Source organism: Bradyrhizobium macuxiense (assembly GCF_001542415.1).
Classification (GTDB): Bacteria; Pseudomonadota; Alphaproteobacteria; order Rhizobiales; family Xanthobacteraceae; genus Bradyrhizobium; species Bradyrhizobium macuxiense.
This window is the reverse complement of record NZ_LNCU01000040.1, coordinates 18,619-37,227: the sequence shown is the minus strand read 5'-3', so window position 1 is coordinate 37,227 and position 18,609 is coordinate 18,619. Positions and strand designations below refer to the sequence as shown.

The 18,609-nt window shown below is 64.7% G+C and carries 16 protein-coding genes; 4 read left to right on the top strand and 12 right to left on the bottom strand.

Going from position 1 to position 18,609, the window contains the following annotated elements; genetic code table 11:
* Nucleotides 1–7: 7 nt before the first annotated feature.
* The 6 genes from cnbZ to AS156_RS12810 all read right to left on the bottom strand — a co-directional run bounded on the left by cnbZ (nt 8) and on the right by AS156_RS12810 (nt 7,158).
* On the bottom strand, nt 8–754 hold the full coding sequence (cnbZ, locus tag AS156_RS12835) for a 2-amino-5-chloromuconate deaminase CnbZ (protein WP_066504230.1): 747 nt from the start codon (nt 752–754) through the stop codon (nt 8–10).
* 141 nt (nt 755–895) lie between these two features.
* Nucleotides 896–3,997: a multidrug efflux RND transporter permease subunit gene (locus tag AS156_RS12830; RefSeq protein ID WP_066504229.1), complete on the bottom strand. Its 3,102-nt coding sequence runs from the start codon at nt 3,995–3,997 to the stop codon at nt 896–898.
* An 84-nt stretch (nt 3,998–4,081) separates the two neighbouring features.
* Nucleotides 4,082–5,275 (bottom strand): efflux RND transporter periplasmic adaptor subunit, encoded by a 1,194-nt coding sequence (locus AS156_RS12825; protein ID WP_066504227.1) that lies wholly within the window; start codon nt 5,273–5,275, stop codon nt 4,082–4,084.
* Nucleotide 5,276: 1 nt separating this feature from the next.
* Entirely contained in the window at nt 5,277–5,972 is a 696-nt protein-coding gene (locus AS156_RS12820) for a TetR/AcrR family transcriptional regulator (RefSeq protein ID WP_066504224.1), read from the bottom strand.
* Nucleotides 5,973–6,037: 65 nt separating this feature from the next.
* Nucleotides 6,038–6,628 carry a thiamine pyrophosphate-dependent enzyme gene (locus tag AS156_RS12815; RefSeq protein WP_066504223.1) on the bottom strand — a complete coding sequence of 197 codons (591 nt, stop codon included), beginning with the start codon at nt 6,626–6,628 and terminating at the stop codon, nt 6,038–6,040.
* Nucleotides 6,625–7,158, bottom strand: coding sequence for a phosphonopyruvate decarboxylase (locus AS156_RS12810; protein WP_066504222.1), 534 nt, complete (start codon nt 7,156–7,158; stop codon nt 6,625–6,627). The genes AS156_RS12815 and AS156_RS12810 overlap by 4 nt, the downstream gene beginning before the upstream one ends.
* Before the next feature lie 208 nt (nt 7,159–7,366).
* Here AS156_RS12810 and AS156_RS12805 point away from each other — a divergent pair, with 208 nt between their 5' ends.
* Both AS156_RS12805 and rocD read left to right on the top strand, forming a co-directional pair.
* Complete coding sequence (locus AS156_RS12805; protein ID WP_066504221.1) at nt 7,367–8,590, top strand: cytochrome P450; 1,224 nt, start codon at nt 7,367–7,369, stop codon at nt 8,588–8,590.
* A 117-nt stretch (nt 8,591–8,707) separates the two neighbouring features.
* The gene (gene rocD, locus AS156_RS12800; RefSeq protein WP_066504218.1) at nt 8,708–9,922 is read left to right on the top strand and encodes an ornithine--oxo-acid transaminase; all 1,215 of its coding nucleotides are present in this window, start codon (nt 8,708–8,710) and stop codon (nt 9,920–9,922) included.
* Nucleotides 9,923–10,442: 520 nt separating this feature from the next.
* Here the strand turns inward: rocD and AS156_RS44315 are convergent.
* Nucleotides 10,443–10,940 (bottom strand): hypothetical protein, encoded by a 498-nt coding sequence (locus AS156_RS44315; protein WP_245312773.1) that lies wholly within the window; start codon nt 10,938–10,940, stop codon nt 10,443–10,445.
* Nucleotides 10,941–10,970: 30 nt separating this feature from the next.
* Here AS156_RS44315 and AS156_RS44310 point away from each other — a divergent pair, with 30 nt between their 5' ends.
* Both AS156_RS44310 and AS156_RS12790 read left to right on the top strand, forming a co-directional pair.
* Entirely contained in the window at nt 10,971–11,879 is a 909-nt protein-coding gene (locus AS156_RS44310; RefSeq protein ID WP_245312772.1) for a Spy/CpxP family protein refolding chaperone, read from the top strand.
* A gap of 129 nt (nt 11,880–12,008) precedes the next feature.
* Nucleotides 12,009–12,701 (top strand): potassium channel family protein, encoded by a 693-nt coding sequence (locus AS156_RS12790; RefSeq protein ID WP_066504731.1) that lies wholly within the window; start codon nt 12,009–12,011, stop codon nt 12,699–12,701.
* Between the two features lie 120 nt (nt 12,702–12,821).
* Here the strand turns inward: AS156_RS12790 and AS156_RS12785 are convergent, their stop codons facing one another.
* The 5 genes from AS156_RS12785 to AS156_RS12765 form a co-directional block, all read right to left on the bottom strand.
* A complete protein-coding gene (locus AS156_RS12785) occupies nt 12,822–13,685 on the bottom strand; it encodes a sugar phosphate isomerase/epimerase family protein (RefSeq protein WP_066504214.1) in 864 nt (287 codons plus the stop codon).
* Nucleotides 13,685–14,893 carry a dihydrodipicolinate synthase family protein gene (locus AS156_RS12780; RefSeq protein WP_066504211.1) on the bottom strand — a complete coding sequence of 403 codons (1,209 nt, stop codon included), beginning with the start codon at nt 14,891–14,893 and terminating at the stop codon, nt 13,685–13,687. Before AS156_RS12780 ends, AS156_RS12785 begins: the two co-directional genes overlap by 1 nt.
* Nucleotides 14,894–14,908: 15 nt before the next feature.
* Nucleotides 14,909–16,060, bottom strand: a complete 1,152-nt coding sequence (locus AS156_RS12775; RefSeq protein WP_066504208.1) for a Gfo/Idh/MocA family protein — start codon at nt 16,058–16,060, stop codon at nt 14,909–14,911.
* A complete protein-coding gene (locus AS156_RS12770; protein ID WP_066504207.1) occupies nt 16,057–17,457 on the bottom strand; it encodes an enolase-like domain-containing protein in 1,401 nt (466 codons plus the stop codon). The genes AS156_RS12775 and AS156_RS12770 overlap by 4 nt, the downstream gene beginning before the upstream one ends.
* A 228-nt stretch (nt 17,458–17,685) precedes the next feature.
* Nucleotides 17,686–18,534, bottom strand: coding sequence for an ABC transporter ATP-binding protein (locus AS156_RS12765; protein WP_066504205.1), 849 nt, complete (start codon nt 18,532–18,534; stop codon nt 17,686–17,688).
* Nucleotides 18,535–18,609: the final 75 nt, after the last annotated feature.

Here is an 18,609-nt window from a genome sequence, read left to right as displayed (position 1 = left end):
CGGCTGCCTAGATCACCACCTCTCGCAACACCCTTCGGCAATCCATCTCGTATTCGAGATCGACCACCGGCGGGCGGCAGAAGTGCCAGGTCAGGCCCGAGCGCGTGGCGCCGTGGCGGACCAGTTCGTCGACGATCACGGGATGCACGTCGTGCACGGTGTAGGCCTGCGCGCTCGTCGTGTCCTTCCAGCCGAAGCCGAACTCCGCAAGGCGGCGCTCCATCTCGCCGGTGGTGAAACGAACTTTTTCCCGCCACGCCTCGGGGCTGAGATCGCGGTAGCCCACGATGCGCTCCGGATAGCTGCCCGCGCCGCCCCGCGCCTCGGCGCCGCCCGCGATCACGAAGGACGGCGACGCGTTCGCACTCGGCCGCGTGAACGAGAATGCGTAGAATGACGGTTCGGATGGCGGATCGATCTCGGGGCAGACATTGCTGCGCGCCACCGGGTTGGTGCCGCCGCCGTCGTAGATGCCCCATTCCGCGAGCGTCTTGACGTAATGCTGGTTGAAGGCGCGGAAGCCGTCTTCGGTGAAGGCAGCCGGCGAACGCAATTCGCAGGCGCAGAACGACGTCAGCGGCCGGCCGGCGGCCTGGATATAGGCTGCGATCCGCGCAAACCCCTCCGCGAGCGGCACCAGCCGGTCGAAGCGCACCCGCTCGATCTCATAGCCGGGGCTCGCCTGCGCGCCGCTCGAATATTGGAAGACGGCGGGAATGAACCGGTAATTCCCGGCCCGAAAGTCGCTCACCATGTCTGTTCCTCCAGATCTTGTCGCGCGAGCTTACAGCGCGTTCGCACGAGCTGGCTACCGGAGCGGGATGTCGCGGACAAAGAAAAGGCGGCAGTGGCTTTCGCCAATGCCGCCTCTTCTGCGAGCATGAGCTTGGAGGGCTCAGGTCGGTTTCAGTGCGCCGCCGCGGCTCTCGAGTTCGTAGTCGGCGATCTGCTTGGCACGATCGGAACGGGCCGCGGCCTGGTGGTCGGTCGCGATAACCGTGTAGACCATCGGCAGCACGAACAGGGTGAACAGCGTACCGATCGTCATGCCCGCCACGACGACGAGCCCGATCGAGAAGCGGCTGGCCGCGCCGGCGCCCGAGGCCGTCAGCAGCGGCAGCAGGCCGGTGACCATGGCTGCCGTCGTCATCAGGATCGGACGCAGGCGGATACGGGCTGCCATCTCGATCGCCGAACGGCGGTCGAGCCCTTCATTGAGCTGCAGTTCGTTGGCGAACTCCACCATCAGGATGCCGTGCTTGGTGATCAGTCCGACCAACGTCAGCAGGCCCACCTGGGTGTAGATGTTCATGGTCGCGACGCCGAAGAACAGCGGAATCAGAGCACCGACGATCGCCATCGGCACACTGATCATGATCACGAACGGATCGCGCAGGCTCTCGAACTGCGCGGCGAGCACCAGGAAGATGATGATGATCGCGAACGCGAACGTCACCATGAGCTGATTGCCTTCGTGGACGTACTGCCGGGAGTCGGCCAGGAAGTCGTAGGTGAAGCCGGACGGCAGCTTCTTGGCTTCGCCCTGCAGGAACTCCACCGCCTGCCCCATCGACACGCCAGGCATCGGCACGGCCTGGAAGGTGGACGAGTTGAGCTGGTTGTAATGGGTCAGCGCGTTCGGATCGACGCCGGTCTCGACCGAGACAACGGTCGACAGCCGCACCAGCTTCCCGGTCGCAGTCGGAACATAGAAGTTGTCGAACGACTCCGGCGCGAGGCGATTAACGCGCGGCACCTGCGGAATCACCTGGTAGGAGCGTCCCTCCAGGTTGAACCGGTTGACGTAGTTGCCACCGAGCAGCGTCGCCAGCGCATTGCCGATCGACTGCATGGTGATGCCGAGATCACTCGCCTTGGTGCGGTCGACCTTCACGCGGACCACCGGCTGGTTGAAGTCGAGATCGCTGTCGGTCACGATGAACAGGCCGCTCTTGCGGGCAGCTTCCTTCAGCTTGTTCATCTGGTCGAACACCTGCTCGAACCCTGCGGTCGAGCTGATGACCATCTGCACCGGCAGACCGCCCGGACCGCCGGGCAGCGGCGGCAGACTGAACGCGAAAGCGTTGACGCCCTCGATCTTGGACAGCTCGTTCTGCACCAGCGGCTGTAGCGTTTGCGCGGAGCGCTTGCGCTCATCCCACGGCTTGAGCAGCATGCCGGCGAAGCCGCCCTGCGGACCGGTGATGCCGTTCAGGATGAACCGCAGATCGGTCTCGGGAAACTTCTGGAACGCCTTGTCCATCTTGTCGCCGTAGAAATCGATGTAGTCGATGTTGGCGTATTTCGGCGCTTTGGTGATCGCGAACACGATGCCCTGGTCTTCCTGCGGCGCCAGCTCCTTCTGGGTGTGCATATAGAGGAAGCCGACCAGGCCGAGAACGGTCAGGGCGAACAGGCCCGTGATCGGGCGGTAGTCAAGCGAGCGGTCGAGCTGGCGACCATAGGCGCGGGTCAAGGCACCGAACACGCGGTTGACCAGCCTGGCGAAACGTCCCTCGTCGGCATGCTTGAGGAACACCGAGCACATCATCGGCGACAGCGTCAGCGCGATGACACCCGACACGATCACCGAACCGGCCAGCGTGAAGGCGAATTCGCGGAACAGCGCACCCGTCACGCCGCCGAGGAAGCCGATCGGCGCATACACCGCGGCGAGCGTGATCGTCATGGAGACGACCGGACCGACAATTTCGCGGGCGCCCTTTAGTGATGCCTGGACTGGTGACAGGCCCTCCTCGAGATGGCGGTGGATGTTCTCGACCACCACGATGGCGTCGTCGACCACCAGACCGATCGCCAGCACCATCGCAAGCAGCGTCAGCAGGTTGAAGCTGAAGCCGGCCGCCAGCATCAGGATGCAGACGCCGATCAGCGACAGCGGAATCGTCACGACCGGGATGATCACCGACCGGATCGACGCCAGGAACAGGAAGATGACGACGACGACGATCAGAACCGCTTCACTGAGCGTCTTCTCGACCTCGTCGATCGACGATTGGATGAACTTGGTGGAGTCGTAGGCCACCTTCATCTTCATCGACGGCGGAAGGCTGCGCTCGAGTTCGGGGAACAGCGCGCGCACGCCCTTCACCAGGGTCAACGGATTGCCTTGCGGCGTCGCCTTGATGCCGATGAAGATCGCATGGTCGCCGTTGAAGGCGACGCTGGCATCCGTGCTCTGCGCCGCGAGCTCCACCGTCGCAATGTCCTCGATGCGAACGAATCCGCCGTCCTTCGACTTCACGATCATTCGCTTGAACTGATCGATGTTCTGAAGGTCGGTATTGGCCGAGACGTTGGAGACGATGAAGTAGCCCTTGGTCTGGCCGGCAGCCGCCTGGAAGTTGTTGGCCGCGATTGCAGCGGCGACATCGTTCGGCGACACACCGCGTCCGGCCATGCGGGTCGGGTCGAGCCAGACACGCATTGCGAAGGTCTGACCGCCGAGAATGTCGGCGGAGGCGACGCCATCGACCGTCGACAGCACCGGCTGCACGACGCGCGTCAGATAGTCCGAGATCGCCGATCCGGTCAGCTCCTCGCTGGAGAAGCCGAGATACATGACCGCGATGGTGTCACCGGTCGCCTTGGTCACGACCGGGTCGAACGCTTCCTTCGGGATCAGGTATTTGACCGAGTTGACCTTGGCAAGCACCTCGGTGAGCGCCTGGTTCGGATCGAAGTTCAGCTTGACGTAGACCTGGATCGTGGAGGTGCCGAGCACCGAGTTCGAGGTGATGTAGTCGACACCCTCGGCCGAGGCGACTGCCTGCTCGATCGGCGTGGTGATGAAGCCGTTGATCAGCTCGGGCGATGCGCCGGGATACGTCGTCGTGATCGTCACGACAGTGTTCGAAAGGTTCGGATATTGCCGGATCGGCAGCACCATCGCAGCGCGAAGGCCGATCAGCAGGATCAGCAGGCTGACGACGACCGACAGCACCGGCCGCTTGATGAAAATATCAGTGAAGGCCATCGCCAACTCTATTCTTGTTGTCTGCCTGCTCCGGCAGCGCGTGGCGGAGGGCCCGATGGCCCTCCGAAATCTAGCTAATGGTGGTTAGTAGCGCGGCGGCTGGGCCGGGACCGGCGGCGGCGGATCGGTCGAGATCGCGACCGGCATTCCCGACTGCAGCTTGATCTGGCCGACGGCGACGACGCGATCGCCGGGCTTCAGGCCCTTGAGGATCTCGACGCGGCCCTCGACGCGGTTGCCCGTCTTCACGAAGGTGCGGTCCGCGGTCAGGGTGGTCTTGCCGTCGTCGCCCTTCTTCTCGTTGATCAGGAACACCGAGTCGCCATACAGCGTGTAGTCGACCGCCGTTTCGGGAACGGTCACGACCGCCGGCTTCTCCGGCAGCACGATCGTGGTGGTCGCGAACATGCCGGGCTTGAGGATGTTGTCCGGATTCTGGATCGTCGCCTGAACGCGGATGTTGCGGGTATCAGTTGCAATCTGCGGCTCGATCGTCGTGATCTTGCCGTCGAAGGTCCGGCCCGGATAGGCGTCGACCGCGACCCGCACGGCCTGGCCGACCTTGATCTGCGAGCTCTGCTTCTCGGTGACGGTCAGGTTCGCATACAGCACCGACAGATCGGTCAGCGACACGATCTGTGTCCCTGCCGTCAGGTACTGGCCGACTTCGACCTGGCGAACGCCGAGATCACCATCGAACGGTGCGCGCACCAGCTTCTGCGAGATCACGGCTTCGGTCCGGGCAATGCCCGCCTTGGCCTGATCGAAGGTTGCCTGCGCCTGGTCGACGGTGGACTGCGGTCCGAACTGACGTGCCGCAAGTTGCTTGGCGCGGTCGAGCTGCAGCTCCGCCACGGTCGCCTGCGCCTTGTAATTGGCGAGGTCGCCCTGTTCAGGCGCGTCGAACAGTTGCACGAGCGGCGTACCCGCCTTCACATGGCTGCCGGCCGTGAACAGGATGTCGGTGATGCGGCCCGACACGTCTGACGTGACGTTGACCTGATGCACCGCGACGAGATCGCCGACCGCGGTCAGGAGATTCGGAATCACCTCGGACTTCGCGGCGACCGCGGTGACATTCGACGGCGGCGGTTTGTTGTTGGCAAAGAACTGAGCGATCATGTGGCTGCGGAAGGCATTGAAGCCGACCAGGCCGCCGACCAGCACGGCCAGCAGCAGCCCCACGATGATGAACCAGCGCACCATGCGGACCGGGCGCTTGACGGCCTTGTCCTTGATGGGTTGCCCCGAGATATGGCTTTCGGTCTGAATATTCATGTCATGCACTTTCTGCAGTTACCGACTGGCTCGGTGACGGCTGGCGGCCCAAATGCGTTGAGATTGCGGCGTCGGTAAGTCCGATACCGCGAAGGATGAACTGGCAAAGCTGGCGCTCGGCGGCGGCGTCGTCGCCGTAGGAGAGACATGGTGTCGCAGGGAGCTGCGTCAGCGCTCCCATCAGCACGGCGTGATGGGCAAACCAGAACAGGTTGAGCGGCTCGGCGCCGACCGGCACCGCGTCGCCTGCGGCGACCGCGCGCTCGATCGAGGCTGCGAAGGTCGGCCCGATCAGCTTGCCGACCTTGTCATAGAGCAGCCGCGCAAACTCGCCGTCGTCGAGATGGCTCGTCACCATCAGCCGCATCCGCTGCGTCTCTTCCTGGTCCGGCGCGTTGCGGAGCTGCATGAAGTGGCCGACTATGCCCTCCACCAGCTCGACCAGCGTGGCGGTCGACGGCTCCTGGCCAAGCAGGTGCGCAAGATCAGGATCCGCCTCGCATTCCTCGGCGAGGATCTCGGCATACAGCGCCGCCTTCGACGGGAAGTGCTTGAACAACAGCCCTTCCGAAATGGCAGCCGCAGCCGCCACGCTCTTGGTCGTGGTGCCGGCAAAGCCGTTGCGGGCGAAACACCGCTTCGCGGCACTCAGTATCAACTGACGCCGCAAGTCACTCGTCATGCGTAAGGTAGACATTTGGGGTCGTGAGTAATCACTCACCTTACCAGATGTCAAGGTTCTATTGCACCGCGAAGGACGTTTTATATCGGAGTGTGTCCGAGAGACCCGCGCATTCGATTCACGATGTACGTGCCGTCGCGGCTGGACAGCACGCGTTCCAGATTGGCACCGTCGATCTTGGCGTTGGCGAACCGAGGTCCCGCCGTAACATCTTGTAAAGACGAGGCAAAAGCCTCGATCTCGGCCATGGTCGTGATGTTCCTCGTATCCTTGATTCCGCAGGCTTTGGCAACGCCGACGAGGTCGGCGGTCGCCCCCGTGTGGCTGGCCTGGCCGCCGGTCTCGCCATAGGCCTCGTTGTCGAGCACGATGATCGAGAGATTTTTGGGCTGCTGCAGGCCGACGGTGGCAAGGCTGCCCATGCCCATCAGCATCTCGCCGTCGCCGGTGATCACGACCACCGGCAGCGTCGGCTGTGCCAGAGCGAGCCCGAGCCCGATCATGACGGCGCCGCCCATGCCGCCCCACAGATAGAAGTTGCGGTCGTGGTCGCCCGCGGCGGCGATGTCGTAGGTGGAGGCACCGAGGCCGCCGACGGCAATGGCGCCTTTGCGATCCTTGAGCAGTTGCGAAACGACGGCACGGCGGTCGAGGAGATTGGCTTTGCTCATTTGGTGAAGACCTTTGCCCCGATCAGGCGCTGTGACAGCAGGACGGCGGTTGGCGTGCAGGCGTTGTAGGCCTGGGAGGCGCCGGCTTCGACGACCTCGCGCACTTCCTCAGGATGCGATGCGCGCAGCACCTTGATGCCGGACAATTCGAAGACGGCCTGGGTGCTCGAACCCATCGGCACCTGCCATGGATTGAACTCGCCCCATTCGCCGCGCATCGTCACCAAAGTGAAGAACGGCAAGCGGAATATCTGCACCAGCGACAGCATGTTGATGCAGTTGCCGACCCCGCTCGACTGCATCAGCAGCGCACCGCGCTGGCCACCGGCCCACGCGCCCGCGAGCAGCGCCACGCCCTCCTCCTCGGTCGTGAGCGCGATGCCGCGCATCGACGGCTCGCCCAGCACGCGCTCGATCAGCTGCGAATGCCCGGCATCCGGCACATAGGGCACCTGACGGACCTCGAAGCGCTGCAATATCGAAAAGATCTCCTCGGGCCACGAGGCCCCGGTCTCGGCACGAGCATGCATTGGCGTTTCCGGTTTCAGACTGTTTGGCTGCGACTGTAGAAGGCCGCGCGCGCTTCATCAAAGCGCAAAACCGCATATGGCTCTGCGATTTACTCGCACCGAAAGAGATGCGGCGTAGTGTCCCGGACGCACCTCGAATTGTATTGCGCGGCGACGGGACGCGGCTTACGATAGTTGCAAATGAAACTAATAAGATTGGACATTCGGCATGGATGTGCAAGCGCGAGAGCTGTCCGATAGTTTCGACCTCGAAAGGCTGACGCCGGAATTCTACGCGGACCCCTACCCGACCTATCGGGCCCTGCGGGAGAACGCGCCGGTCAAGCGGATGCCGAACGGCTGCTACGTCCTGACCCGCTACGACGACCTCATTACGGCCTACAAGAACACCAAGACCTTCTCGTCCGACAAGAAGAAGGAGTTTTTGCCGAAATACGGCGACTCCCCGCTGTACGAGCACCACACGACGAGCCTCGTCTTCAACGACCCGCCGGCGCACACCCGCGTGCGGCGGCTGATCATGGGCGCGCTGTCGCCGCGGGCGATCGCCGGCATGGAGCCCGATTTGATCGCGCTGGTGGACTCCCTGCTCGACCGGATCGCCAGGAAGGAGCGCTTCGAGCTGATCGGCGACTTCGCCTCCGCGATTCCCGTCGAGGTGATCGGCAATCTGCTCGACGTGCCGCACGAGGAACGCGAGCCGCTGCGCGACTGGTCGCTGGCGATTTTGGGGGCGCTGGAGCCCGTGATCGGCAAGGAGGTCTTCGACCGCGGCAACAACGCGGTGAAGGACTTCCTCGCCTATCTCGAAACCCTCGTCGAGCGCCGCCGTGCCAGGCCGGGCAATCCCGATCGCGACGTCCTGACCCGGCTGATCCAGGGTGAGGACAATGGCGAGCGGCTGACTGCCAAGGAGCTGCTGCACAACTGCATCTTCCTGCTCAACGCCGGCCACGAGACCACGACCAATCTGATCGGCAACGGTCTCGTCGCGCTCGACAACTACCCTGACGAGAAGAAGCGGTTGATCGCGCAGCCCGACCTGATCAAGTCCGCGGTCGAGGAGATGCTGCGCTACGAGAGTTCGAACCAGCTCGGCAACCGCATGATCGTGGAAGACACCGAGCTCGGCGGCACCAAGATGCCGGCCGGCACGCTCGTCACGCTTTGCATCGGCGCCGCCAACCGCGATCCCGCACAATTCCCCGACCCCGAACGCTTCGACATCGCGCGCACGCCCAACCGCCATCTTGCTTTCGGCACCGGTGCGCATCAATGCGCCGGCATGGCGCTGGCGCGGCTCGAAGGCGCGATCGCGATCTCGCGCTTCCTGGCGCGCTTCCCGAATTACACGCTCGATGGCGAACCGGTACGCGGCGGCCGAGTCCGGTTCCGGGGCTTCCTCAGCGTGCCCTGCAGCATCAATGCGTAGGGCATTTCCGGCTGCATTGGCCGGCCGGGCACTTCCCCGCGGGCGGGCTGATGCCCACATCAGGTTCATGAGCGCGCCGGCGTTCTGTCCAGCGTGCCGCAGCGGGAGTGACGCAGGATGGATTCATCGGTCACCGATTTCCTCGCAACCGAAGCGCGCCTTGGCACCCACAATTACGAGCCGATCGGGGTCGTGCTGTCCCGCGGCGAAGGCGTCTGGGTCTGGGACACCGACGGCAACCGGTATCTCGACTGCCTCTCCGCCTATTCGGCGGTGAGCCAGGGCCACTGCCATCCGAAGATCCTGGCGGCGATGATAGAGCAGGCGCGCCGGCTGACGCTGACCTCGCGCGCCTTCCACAACGACCAGCTCGCTCCCTTCTACCGCGAGCTCGCGGAGCTGACCGGCTCGCACAAGGTGCTGCCGATGAACAGCGGCGCCGAGGCGGTCGAGAGCGCAATCAAGTCGGTGCGCAAATGGGCCTATGAGGTAAAGGGCGTACCGGACGGTCAGGCCGAGATCATCGTCTGCGCCAATAACTTTCACGGACGCACGCTCGGCATCGTCGGCTTCTCGACCGATGCGGCGACGCGCGACCATTTCGGGCCGTTCGCCCCGGGCTTCACGATCATCCCGTTCGGCGACGCCGCAGCACTGGAGAAGGCGATCACACCGAACACCGCGGCCTTCCTGGTCGAACCGATCCAGGGCGAGGCCGGCGTCATCATTCCTCCGCCGGGCTATTTCGCCCGCGTGCGCGAACTGTGCACCGCGCATAATGTGATGCTCGTGCTCGACGAGATCCAGACGGGGCTCGGCCGCACCGGCAAGCTGCTCGCCGAACAGCACGAAGGCATCGAGGCCGACGTGACGCTGCTCGGCAAGGCGCTGTCGGGCGGCTTCTATCCGGTGTCCGCCGTGCTTTCCAACAACGCCGTGCTCGGCACGTTGCGGCCTGGTCAGCACGGCTCGACCTTCGGCGGCAATCCCCTGGCCTGCGCGGTGGCGCGCGCCGCGCTACGCGTGCTGGTCGAGGAAGGCATGATCGAGAACGCCGCGCACCAGGGTGCACGCTTTCTCGAGGGATTGCAGGACATCCGCGCCAACGTGATCCGCGAGGTGCGCGGGCGCGGGCTGATGCTCGCCATCGAGCTTCACCCGGAGGCCGGCGGCGCCCGCCGCTATTGCCTGGCGCTGCAGGCGCGCGGCATCCTCGCCAAGGACACCCATGAGCACACCATCCGGATCGCTCCGCCGCTGGTGATCACGGCCGATCAGGTCGACTGGGCCGTTGAGCGGATCGCCCCGGCCCTCACGCAGGATGTCTCCTGACGGTTCCCTGCGTCGGAAGATCGCAAGGCCGGCTGAAGCCAACAACGAACGATTTCGACGTCTGTGCGTTGAAGCGCTGAGGGCGACTGGTGAACGGAGAGCTACGCTCATGCTTTCCCGTCGCGTTAGCTTTGCTGTGTTCTTGATTGGTGTTTCGGTGCTTGCGGCGAGCGGCGGCGCGTCCGCCCAGCCACAACGCGGAAGGGGTGGGCCACCGGGACTGGCGGCCAGACCAGCCGCACCGCCCGCGATGGCGCGTCCTGCCGCGCCGATGGTGCGCGCAGCCCCTCCCGCAATGGCCAGGCCGCCGGCGATGGCTCGGCCGGCCGCACCTGCATTCCGTCCCCCGCAGCGACCCGCGATGGCGCCGCGCGCGGCACCGCACTTCGCCGCGCCGTCGCCGCGCCAGGCTCCTCATATCGCAGCACCTCATATCGCGGCACCGCGCGTTGCAACGCCGCGGCCCGAAATCCGTCGCGGAGCAATCCCGCAGCGTCAGGCTCCGCATATCGCCGCGCCATCACGACCGAGCCCGTCGCCGCGCGTAAGCCAGCGGCCGTCGCCGACGGAACGGGTTCAACAGCAGGCGCAACAGCGTCAGCAGTTGATCCAGCAGCGCCAGCAGACGGCGCAGCAGCGGCAGCGCGATACGCTCTCGCGCCAGACCGCGGAGCGGCAGACCCGGATCGATCGGCTGCAGCAACACGTGCAGCAGTTGCAATCGCAAAAGGTCGAAGGCGCGCGGGCGCAACGCCTCCATGACCGGACGCTGCAGACGCAGAACCGCCTGCTGCAACGCGAGCAGCGCGCGCAGCAAGCCGACCTTGCTCGCCAGCAGCGATTGGGGCTGGCAGCGACAACGGTCGGGGCCGCCACCGCGGCCACCGCCGCAACACAGGCGGCCGCGCGCGAACGATTTGCCGCACAGTTCCGCGAGCAGGCAGGTGCGCAAGGTCAGGCCGCGCTTGCCGCGCGCCAGGGCGGCTGGGCGCCCCGGCATGCCTGGCGACGCGGCCACCGCGCAGCGTTCGTAGCGTGGCTTGGCCCTGTGTTCTGGCCCTACGCCTATTCCGACATTTTTGACTACACGTTCTGGTCCTATGCCTACGATCCCGGCTATTGGGCCTACGCCTATGACGACTTCGTCGACACCGTGTTCTGGGACACCAACAGTCCCTACTCCGCCTACGCCAGCATCAACCCTGGCGAGTATCCGGCGACCACGGGCGGGTATCGGCCTCGTCAACGCGCCGACACGAGCCCGCAGGCAATCAAGCAGTTGTGCGGAGAACCGGACAAGGGCGTCACGGCCTGGCCGCTTGCCGACATCACGCGGGCGGTACGGCCGGACCAGCAGCAGCGCGCCCTGCTCGACGACTTGAAGACCGCCGCGGCGAAGGCGGCCGACGTCTTCAAGGACTCGTGCACCGACAGCTATGCCATGACACCAACCGGCCGCCTGCGGTCGATGCTGAACCGCATCGATGCGACGCTCGAGGCGATCAAGATCGTGCGGCCCGCCCTGGAGAATTTCTACAACTCGCTCAGCGACGAGCAGCAGGCCCGCTTCAATGCGCTCGGTCCACATGTCGGCGAGCGTTCGCCACAACAGCAAGAGGCGAACGCGCAATCCGGCAATTGCGGCGATTCGAAATCCGCCCTGGCCCAACTGCCGATCAACAGGATCGAGGCCTCGCTGCATCCGGCGGGCAAGCAGAAGGACGCGCTCGACCTCCTGAGCGATGCGACCACAAAGGCGATCGCGGACCTGCAGGCGGCCTGCCCGAACGACGTGCCGCTGACGCCGGTCGGTCGGCTGGAGGCGATGCAGCACCGGCTCGAGGCCATGCAGAAGGCCGCCACGCTGATCGAACCTGCGCTGGACAAGTTCTATGCCACGCTGAGCAGCGAGCAGAAAGCACGCTTCAACACGCTGCAGCAGGTCGCGAGCCCCTGAAGCGCCGGCCTGGCATCCGGATCGCCGGACGCGCCCGCGCGATGCCGGTTCCCCATCTTGCCTTTACCGCCGCTGCGCAGCAATGTTTGGCATTGGCATCCTGATGCCATGCCGAATGACGAGACCGGAATGAAGCGTGGTTGGAGGAACATCGGTGAGCTGCGTGAACGCTGGGGCGATTCCCTGCTGACGGTGCTCACCGTCCTGATCGTGGTCATGATGTTCGTGGTGGCGCCGCTACAGGCGCTCGGCCTGTTCGAATTCCAGATCTTCGAGCTGCTGCTGGCGCTGTTCCTGGTCGCCGGCGTGTTCTTGATGTCAGGCAGCGCGTTCGCGATGGTCGCGATGCTGGTCGCGCTCACGATGATTGTGGTCGGTGCGGTCCTGCGGCTGCATTCGCCCTCGATCCTCGACCTCAACCTGTTCGCCGGATCCTGGCTGATCGTCGGCATCACCATGGCGGTGACGGTGGCGCGCGCTACCTTTGCACCGGGACGCGTGACCTATCACCGCGTGATCGGCGCGGTTCTGCTCTATCTCACGGTCGCGGTGATCTTCTCGGCGCTCTACACCTTCGTCGGCACGCTGGTGCCGAAGGCCTTCTCCGGAATGAAGGTGGAAGACAGCCCGGCGCTGGCAAGCCAGTTGATCTATTTCAGCTTCGCGACGATGACGACGACAGGCTATGGCGACGTCGCGCCGCTGCACCCGATTGCGCGCAGCCTGTGCAATGTCGAGGCGATCTTCGGCCAGCTCTATCCCGCGACGCTGCTCGCGCGATTAGTCACGCTGGAGCTCGCGCATCGGGATCAGGATTCTTGAAGCCTGCGCCAGGCCGTCCCTCATGGTGAGGAGCCGCAACGCGGCGTCTCGAACCATGAGGCCCCCGCCGGTGGCTTCATCCTTCGAGACGCGGCAGGGATGCCGCTCCTCAGGATGAGGTCAAACGACCGTCCGATGCCGTTCGATGCAGGTCCGCAGCACCTCGTCCATCGACCGGCCCCACCAGTCGTTGGAAAAGATCTCGATCTCCGAGTAGCCGGCAAAGCCCTGCGCCTCGACGGAAGCGCGGACCGATTTGATGTCGATCACGCCGTCGCCCATCATGCCGCGGTCGTTGAGGATGTCCTTGGTCGGCACCAGCCAGTCGCAGACATGGAAGGCGAGCAGCCGGTCCTTGCCGGCGCGCGCGATCTGGGCGTTCAGCTCCGGATCCCACCAGATGTGATAGACATCGAGCGCGACGCCGATCGCACCGGTTCTGCCCGGATCGAGCGCATCGCAGATGTCGAGCGCCTGCCTGGTGGTATTCACGCAGGCGCGATCCGCCGCATAGGCCGGGTGCAGCGGCTCGATCGCGAGCGGAAGCTCGGCCTGCCTTGCATAATCCAGCATCTCGGCGATGCCGTCATGCACCTGCGCCCGCGCCGCCGCGATGTCCTTCGATGCCGCGCTGCCCGGCCGCGAATATTGCGGCAGGCCGCCGACCACGAGCACGATGCAGGACGCGCCGAGCGCCTTGGCTTCATCCACCGCGCGGCGGTTGTCGTCGCGCGCCTCGATGCGATGCGCGGCATCTGCCGTGAACATGCCGCCACGGCAATAGCCCGACATCTCGAGCCCGGCGTCCCTGACCGCGCGCACGGCACGCTCGAGCCCGACGCGTGCGACCTGGTCGCGCCAGGGGTCGATGGCACGGATGCCGTGCCGCGCGCAGGCCTCGATGATGGCGACGAGATTGCCCTGCTTGCGGACCGTCGCCGTGTTCAGCGACAGCCAGCGATGATCGTTGGAAAAGTCGCGCATCAGGCCTCGATGCCACGGGTCGCGAGGATCGTCGTCATCCGGCGCGTCGCAAGTTCCGGATTGGCGAGCAGCCCGGCCTTGTCGGCGAGCCGGAACAGTTCGGCAAGATGCAAGGTCGAGCGCGCGCTCTCCTGTCCCCCGACCATGGTGAAATGATCCTGGTGCCCGTTGAGATAGGCCATGAACACGATCCCGGTCTTGTAGAAGCGGGTCGGTGCCCTGAAGATGTGCCGGGACAGCGGCACCGTTGGTCCCAGCACGTCGTGGAAGCCAGCCTCGTCACCAGCCGCGAGCCGCGACAGCGCGTAGGACGCCGCCGGCGCGATCGCATCGAAGATGCCGAGCAGCGCGTGGGAGAATCCCTTGTCGTCGCCCGCGATCAGTTCGGCATAGTTGAAGTCGTCGCCGGTATACATCTTGACGCGCGAGTCGAGCCGCCGCCGCATGTCGATCTCGCGCTGCTTGTCGAGTAGCGACACCTTGACGCCATCGACCTTGGCCGCGTTGGCGTTGATGATCGCAACCGCCGTATCCATCGCCTTGTCGAGATCGGCGGTACCCCAGTAACCGACCAACGCCGGATCGAACATGTCGCCGAGCCAGTGGATGATCACGGGCTCGCGGACCTGCGACAGCACGCGGTCATAAACTCTGGCGTAATCCTCCGCGCTCTTGCCGAGCTTTGCGAGTGCGCGCGAGGCCATCAGGATGATGCGGCCGCCGGCCTTCTCGACGGCCGCGATCTGCTCCTCATAGGCGCGGATCACGTCATCGACCGTCTTCGCGTCTTCCACCGCCAGATGATCCGTGCCCGCGCCGGAGAACACCAGCGAATTGCCCCTCGCCTTTGCGGCCTTCACCGAGCGCTGGATCAATTCCAGCGAGGTCGCCCAGTCCAGGCCCATGCCGCGCTGCGCGGTGTCCATCGCCTCGGCGACGCCGAGGCCGAGGTCCCAGACATGCTCGCGGAATGCGATCGTCCGGTCCCAGTCGATCGCGGCCGTCAGCCACGGATCGACATCGGCACGCGGATCGGCCACCACATGCGCCGCCGAGAAGGCCACACGGTTGAGCGTGCCTTCAAGCTTCGCCGGAAAGGTCCGCGACGCCGCGAGGCGATAGGTCTCGAGGCCTCCATCAGCGGTCGGCAGCTTTAGCGACAGGGATGACTTCGGAGCAACAGGCTTGGGCAGGACCGGCTTGTTCATGGCAAATGTCCTTCCTCAGACGACGATCGGGGCGACGTCGATCCAGCGCCGCTCCTTCCAGCTCTTCAGCGCGCATTCTGCAAGCTGCACGCCCTTGGCGCCTTCGAGCAGCGTGTATTTGTAAGGCGCATCCTCGCAGACATGGCGGATGAACATCTCCCACTGCTCCTTGAAGCCGTTGTCGTAGACGACGTTCTCAGGGAGTTTCTGCCAGTCGGCGTAAAAGTCGTGCAGCCGCTTCTCATCCGGATTCCACACCGGCCGCGGCGTCGCCTGGCGCGCCTGGATCACGCAATCGGTCAGACCAGCGACCGCCGAGCCGTGGGTGCCGTCGACCTGGAAGGTGACGAGATCGTCGCGATAGACCCTCGTCACCCAGCTCATGTTGATATGTGCGATCACGCCGCCCTTGAGCTTGAAGGTGGCATAGGCGGAATCGTCGGCGGTCGCCTGATACTTCTTGCCCTTCTCGTCGTAGCGCTCGGGAATATCCGTAGTCCCGATGCACACCACGCTTTCGACCTCGCCGAAGAGATTGTCGAGCACGTAACGCCAGTGGCAGACCATGTCCAAAATGATGCCGCCGCCGTCCTCGGCACGGTAGTTCCATGACGGCCGCTGCGCCTCCTGCCAGCCGCCCTCGAACACCCAGTAGCCGAACTCGCCGCGCACCGAGAGCATGCGGCCGAAAAAGCCGGAGTCGCGCAGGAAGGCGAGCTTCTTCAGGCCGGGCAGGAACAGCTTGTCCTGCACCGTGCCGTGCTTAAGACCTTTTGCATTGGCGAGCTTCACCACCGCAACCGCCTCTTCCAGATTGGTCGCGATCGGCTTCTCGCAATAGACATGCTTGCCGGCGTTGATCGCCTTGGTCAGCAGCGAGGGCCGCGCCTGCGTGGTCGCGGCGTCGAAGAACACGGTGTCGCCCTTGTCGGCCAACGCGCGGTCGAGGTCAGTGGTGTGGCGTTCGATATCGAAGCGCTTGGCAAGCTCAGCGACCTTCTCGGCGTCGCGGCCGACCAGGATCGGATCGGGCATGATGCGGTCGCCGTTCGACAACAGCACGCCGCCCTGCTCGCGGATCGCGACGATCGAGCGGATCAGATGCTGGTTGAGCCCCATCCGGCCGGTGATGCCGTTCATGATCAGGCCGAGGCGTTGGGTCGTCATACTGCTTGCTCCTGCAAAACGCGTGGTGTCGGCCGCCGCAGCGGCTGCATGGTGGACCAGTCCGGATGAACCGAACTGGCAAAGCCCGGCGTAGCAAGCGATCCCGTCAGGAGATCGCCGTCATGGATCGCGAGGCGCACCTTGCCGCCGTCGCGCGTGTAGAGGTCGGGATGTGCGGCGAGGAAGGCGTCGGCTTCCACCTCCGGAGTATCGGCAAAGCCGTCGACATAGTGATGCCCGTTGCGCTCGGCATGCGTAACGCCGATCAGCGCGCCGAGCGCAAGATCCTGCTGCACGGCAAGCCCGGCCTGGCAGGTCAGGTCCTCGCCGCTAATGAAGTATTGGCCGCCATCGGCGCTCCACGTCGCGGCACGGGTGGCGTTGATGATCGCCTTGTAAATGCCCTTGCAGGATTTCGAGGAGATGCCGCGATAACCGAGTGCGCGCGCCTCCGGGAACGCATCGTAGAAATCGTCGGCCTCGTCGATGATGAAATTGCGCGCAGCGAGGGCTCCGAGCGGCGAGGCCTTCGTGATGTCGCGCGGCATCGGCTGCTCGATATAGAGCAGGTTCGAGGCAATCGGCGCGAGCGCCGCGTCATGGTCGAGCCGGTCGACCAGCGCGTTCAGTGCGGCGAGATCGGCATATTGCTCGTTAGCATCGAGCGTGATCTTGGTGGCGTAAGGCAGCCCAGCCAGTTCCTTGCCGATCCGCGTCAGGCGCGCCGCGTCATGCGCGGGATCGCCATTCAGCTTGAGCTTGAAGTAATGTGCATCGGCGTTGTCTTTGGGATCGGCGACACCGCCCGCGCCTTCGATCGGATCGTCCATCCCGACGGTATGCCTGACGGCGACGCGATCGAACCGCTTGCGCGTGGAGAGGAAGCGCGTGATCGCGGCATCATCGAGGTCGGGTGTCAGCCGCGCATCGATACCGGCGATGTTGGCGGCCATACCGTCGAAGACGCCGAGGCCGGCGGCGCGCAGCAGCGCATCCAGGATCGCCTTGTCGATCTCGGCCGGGCCGAAGGCTGCCGCAAGCGGCGGGATATCTTCCCTCGCACAGGCCGTCGCCTGCGCACCGATGCATCCGGCGTGCAGGCCGAACGCGGTGACGAAGTCGCTCTGCGACAGATACAGTTCGCGCGCGAGCAGGAGCGAGCGGCGGAGTTGGTCAACGGTCTCGTCCGGCGTCAAATGCGGCCGCTTGTCGAACCATTTCGGCGCCATCATCTCGGCACTCGCGCCGGTCGCGCGCCCCCTGCCTTCCACCTCTATCTCGACCCGCACGAACATCTGCGACGCCGCATTGATGGTGACCGCGCCGAAGCGGAACGGCCGGGCGAACACCAGCGGTCGTTCAAAGAATGCAATATCGTTGACGGTGAGACGAAGCATCAGAATTTCAACACCAAGGTTCGATGTTGTTTGACCATGCCGGTCCCTCAAACAGCACCTCTCCCCACCGGGGAGAGGTCGGCGCGAAGCGCCGGGTGAGGGGGCGCAGGTCCCACGAGGGAGCGCAACCCCTCACCCGGATCGCATCTGACCATGCGATCCGACCTCTCCCACAAGGGGAGAGGTGGACCGTGGATGCGGTGGCAGCGTAACTCAAAGTCTTACTTCCTAGTCCAGCGTCCCTTGCGTGAAGAAGTGCTTCCGGATCTGCTGCACCAGCGCGGTGAAGACGGGATCGGACATCGAATCCAGCGAGCGCGGCCGCGGCAGCGGCACGTCATAGATCGCAGCGATCGCGCCCGGCCGCTCTGTCATCACCAGCACGCGGTCGGCGAGGAATACAGCTTCCGGAATCGAATGCGTGATCAGAAGCACTGTCTTGCCGGTCTCGCGCTGGATCCGCATCAGCTCGACATTCATACGCTCGCGCGTCATGGCATCGAGCGCGCCGAACGGCTCGTCCATCAGCATGATCTTCGGATCGTGCACCAGTGCACGGCAGATTGAAGCGCGCTGCTGCATACCGCCCGAGAGCTGCCACGGCAGCTTCCTCTCGAAGCCTTCGAGCCCGACCAGCTTCAACAGCTCCTTGGCGCGGTCGAGATATTTGTTTCGCGGCAGCTGCTTCATGTCGATCGGCAGCATCACGTTGGAGAGGATGTTGCGCCAGGGCAGCAGCAGGGCGTTCTGGAACACTATGCCGACATTGCCATGCGGCTTGGTCACGGCCTCGCCGTCGACCAGCACCTCGCCGGTCGTCGGCGGCAGCAGGCCCGAGATCATCTTCAGGAGCGTGGACTTGCCGCAGCCGGACGGGCCGACCACGACGAAGAACTCGCCGTCATCGATGGTGAAGTCGAGCGGCCGCAGCGACGGCACGTCGCCATCGCGCGAGCGATAGGTCTTCGAGACGCCGGTGAGCGTGATGCCTGCCGCAGCGCCGTCGGCGCGGTCCGACACCAGGCGCAGATGCGCGGCGGGTTGGTCGGCAGAGCTTATTTTCGTCGCTGGCTTCATGCGGCTAGGCCCGATTGAGGGAGGTAGTTGAATTCGTCATTGCGAGCGAAGCGAAGCAATCCATGTCACGGCAGG

Excerpts from the sequence above, each read along its gene's own strand:
- cnbZ (WP_066504230.1), bottom strand. The coding sequence starts at position 754 with ATGGTGAGCGACTTTCGGGCCGGGAATTACCGGTTCATTCCCGCCGTC.
- AS156_RS12830 (WP_066504229.1), bottom strand. The coding sequence starts at position 3,997 with ATGGCCTTCACTGATATTTTCATCAAGCGGCCGGTGCTGTCGGTCGTC.
- AS156_RS12825 (WP_066504227.1), bottom strand. The coding sequence starts at position 5,275 with ATGAATATTCAGACCGAAAGCCATATCTCGGGGCAACCCATCAAGGAC.
- AS156_RS12820 (WP_066504224.1), bottom strand. The coding sequence starts at position 5,972 with ATGTCTACCTTACGCATGACGAGTGACTTGCGGCGTCAGTTGATACTG.
- AS156_RS12815 (WP_066504223.1), bottom strand. The coding sequence starts at position 6,628 with ATGAGCAAAGCCAATCTCCTCGACCGCCGTGCCGTCGTTTCGCAACTG.
- AS156_RS12810 (WP_066504222.1), bottom strand. The coding sequence starts at position 7,158 with ATGCATGCTCGTGCCGAGACCGGGGCCTCGTGGCCCGAGGAGATCTTT.
- AS156_RS12805 (WP_066504221.1), top strand. The coding sequence starts at position 7,367 with ATGGATGTGCAAGCGCGAGAGCTGTCCGATAGTTTCGACCTCGAAAGG.
- rocD (WP_066504218.1), top strand. The coding sequence starts at position 8,708 with ATGGATTCATCGGTCACCGATTTCCTCGCAACCGAAGCGCGCCTTGGC.
- AS156_RS12790 (WP_066504731.1), top strand. The coding sequence starts at position 12,009 with ATGAAGCGTGGTTGGAGGAACATCGGTGAGCTGCGTGAACGCTGGGGC.
- AS156_RS12785 (WP_066504214.1), bottom strand. The coding sequence starts at position 13,685 with ATGCGCGACTTTTCCAACGATCATCGCTGGCTGTCGCTGAACACGGCG.
- AS156_RS12780 (WP_066504211.1), bottom strand. The coding sequence starts at position 14,893 with ATGAACAAGCCGGTCCTGCCCAAGCCTGTTGCTCCGAAGTCATCCCTG.
- AS156_RS12775 (WP_066504208.1), bottom strand. The coding sequence starts at position 16,060 with ATGACGACCCAACGCCTCGGCCTGATCATGAACGGCATCACCGGCCGG.
- AS156_RS12770 (WP_066504207.1), bottom strand. The coding sequence starts at position 17,457 with ATGCTTCGTCTCACCGTCAACGATATTGCATTCTTTGAACGACCGCTG.
- AS156_RS12765 (WP_066504205.1), bottom strand. The coding sequence starts at position 18,534 with ATGAAGCCAGCGACGAAAATAAGCTCTGCCGACCAACCCGCCGCGCAT.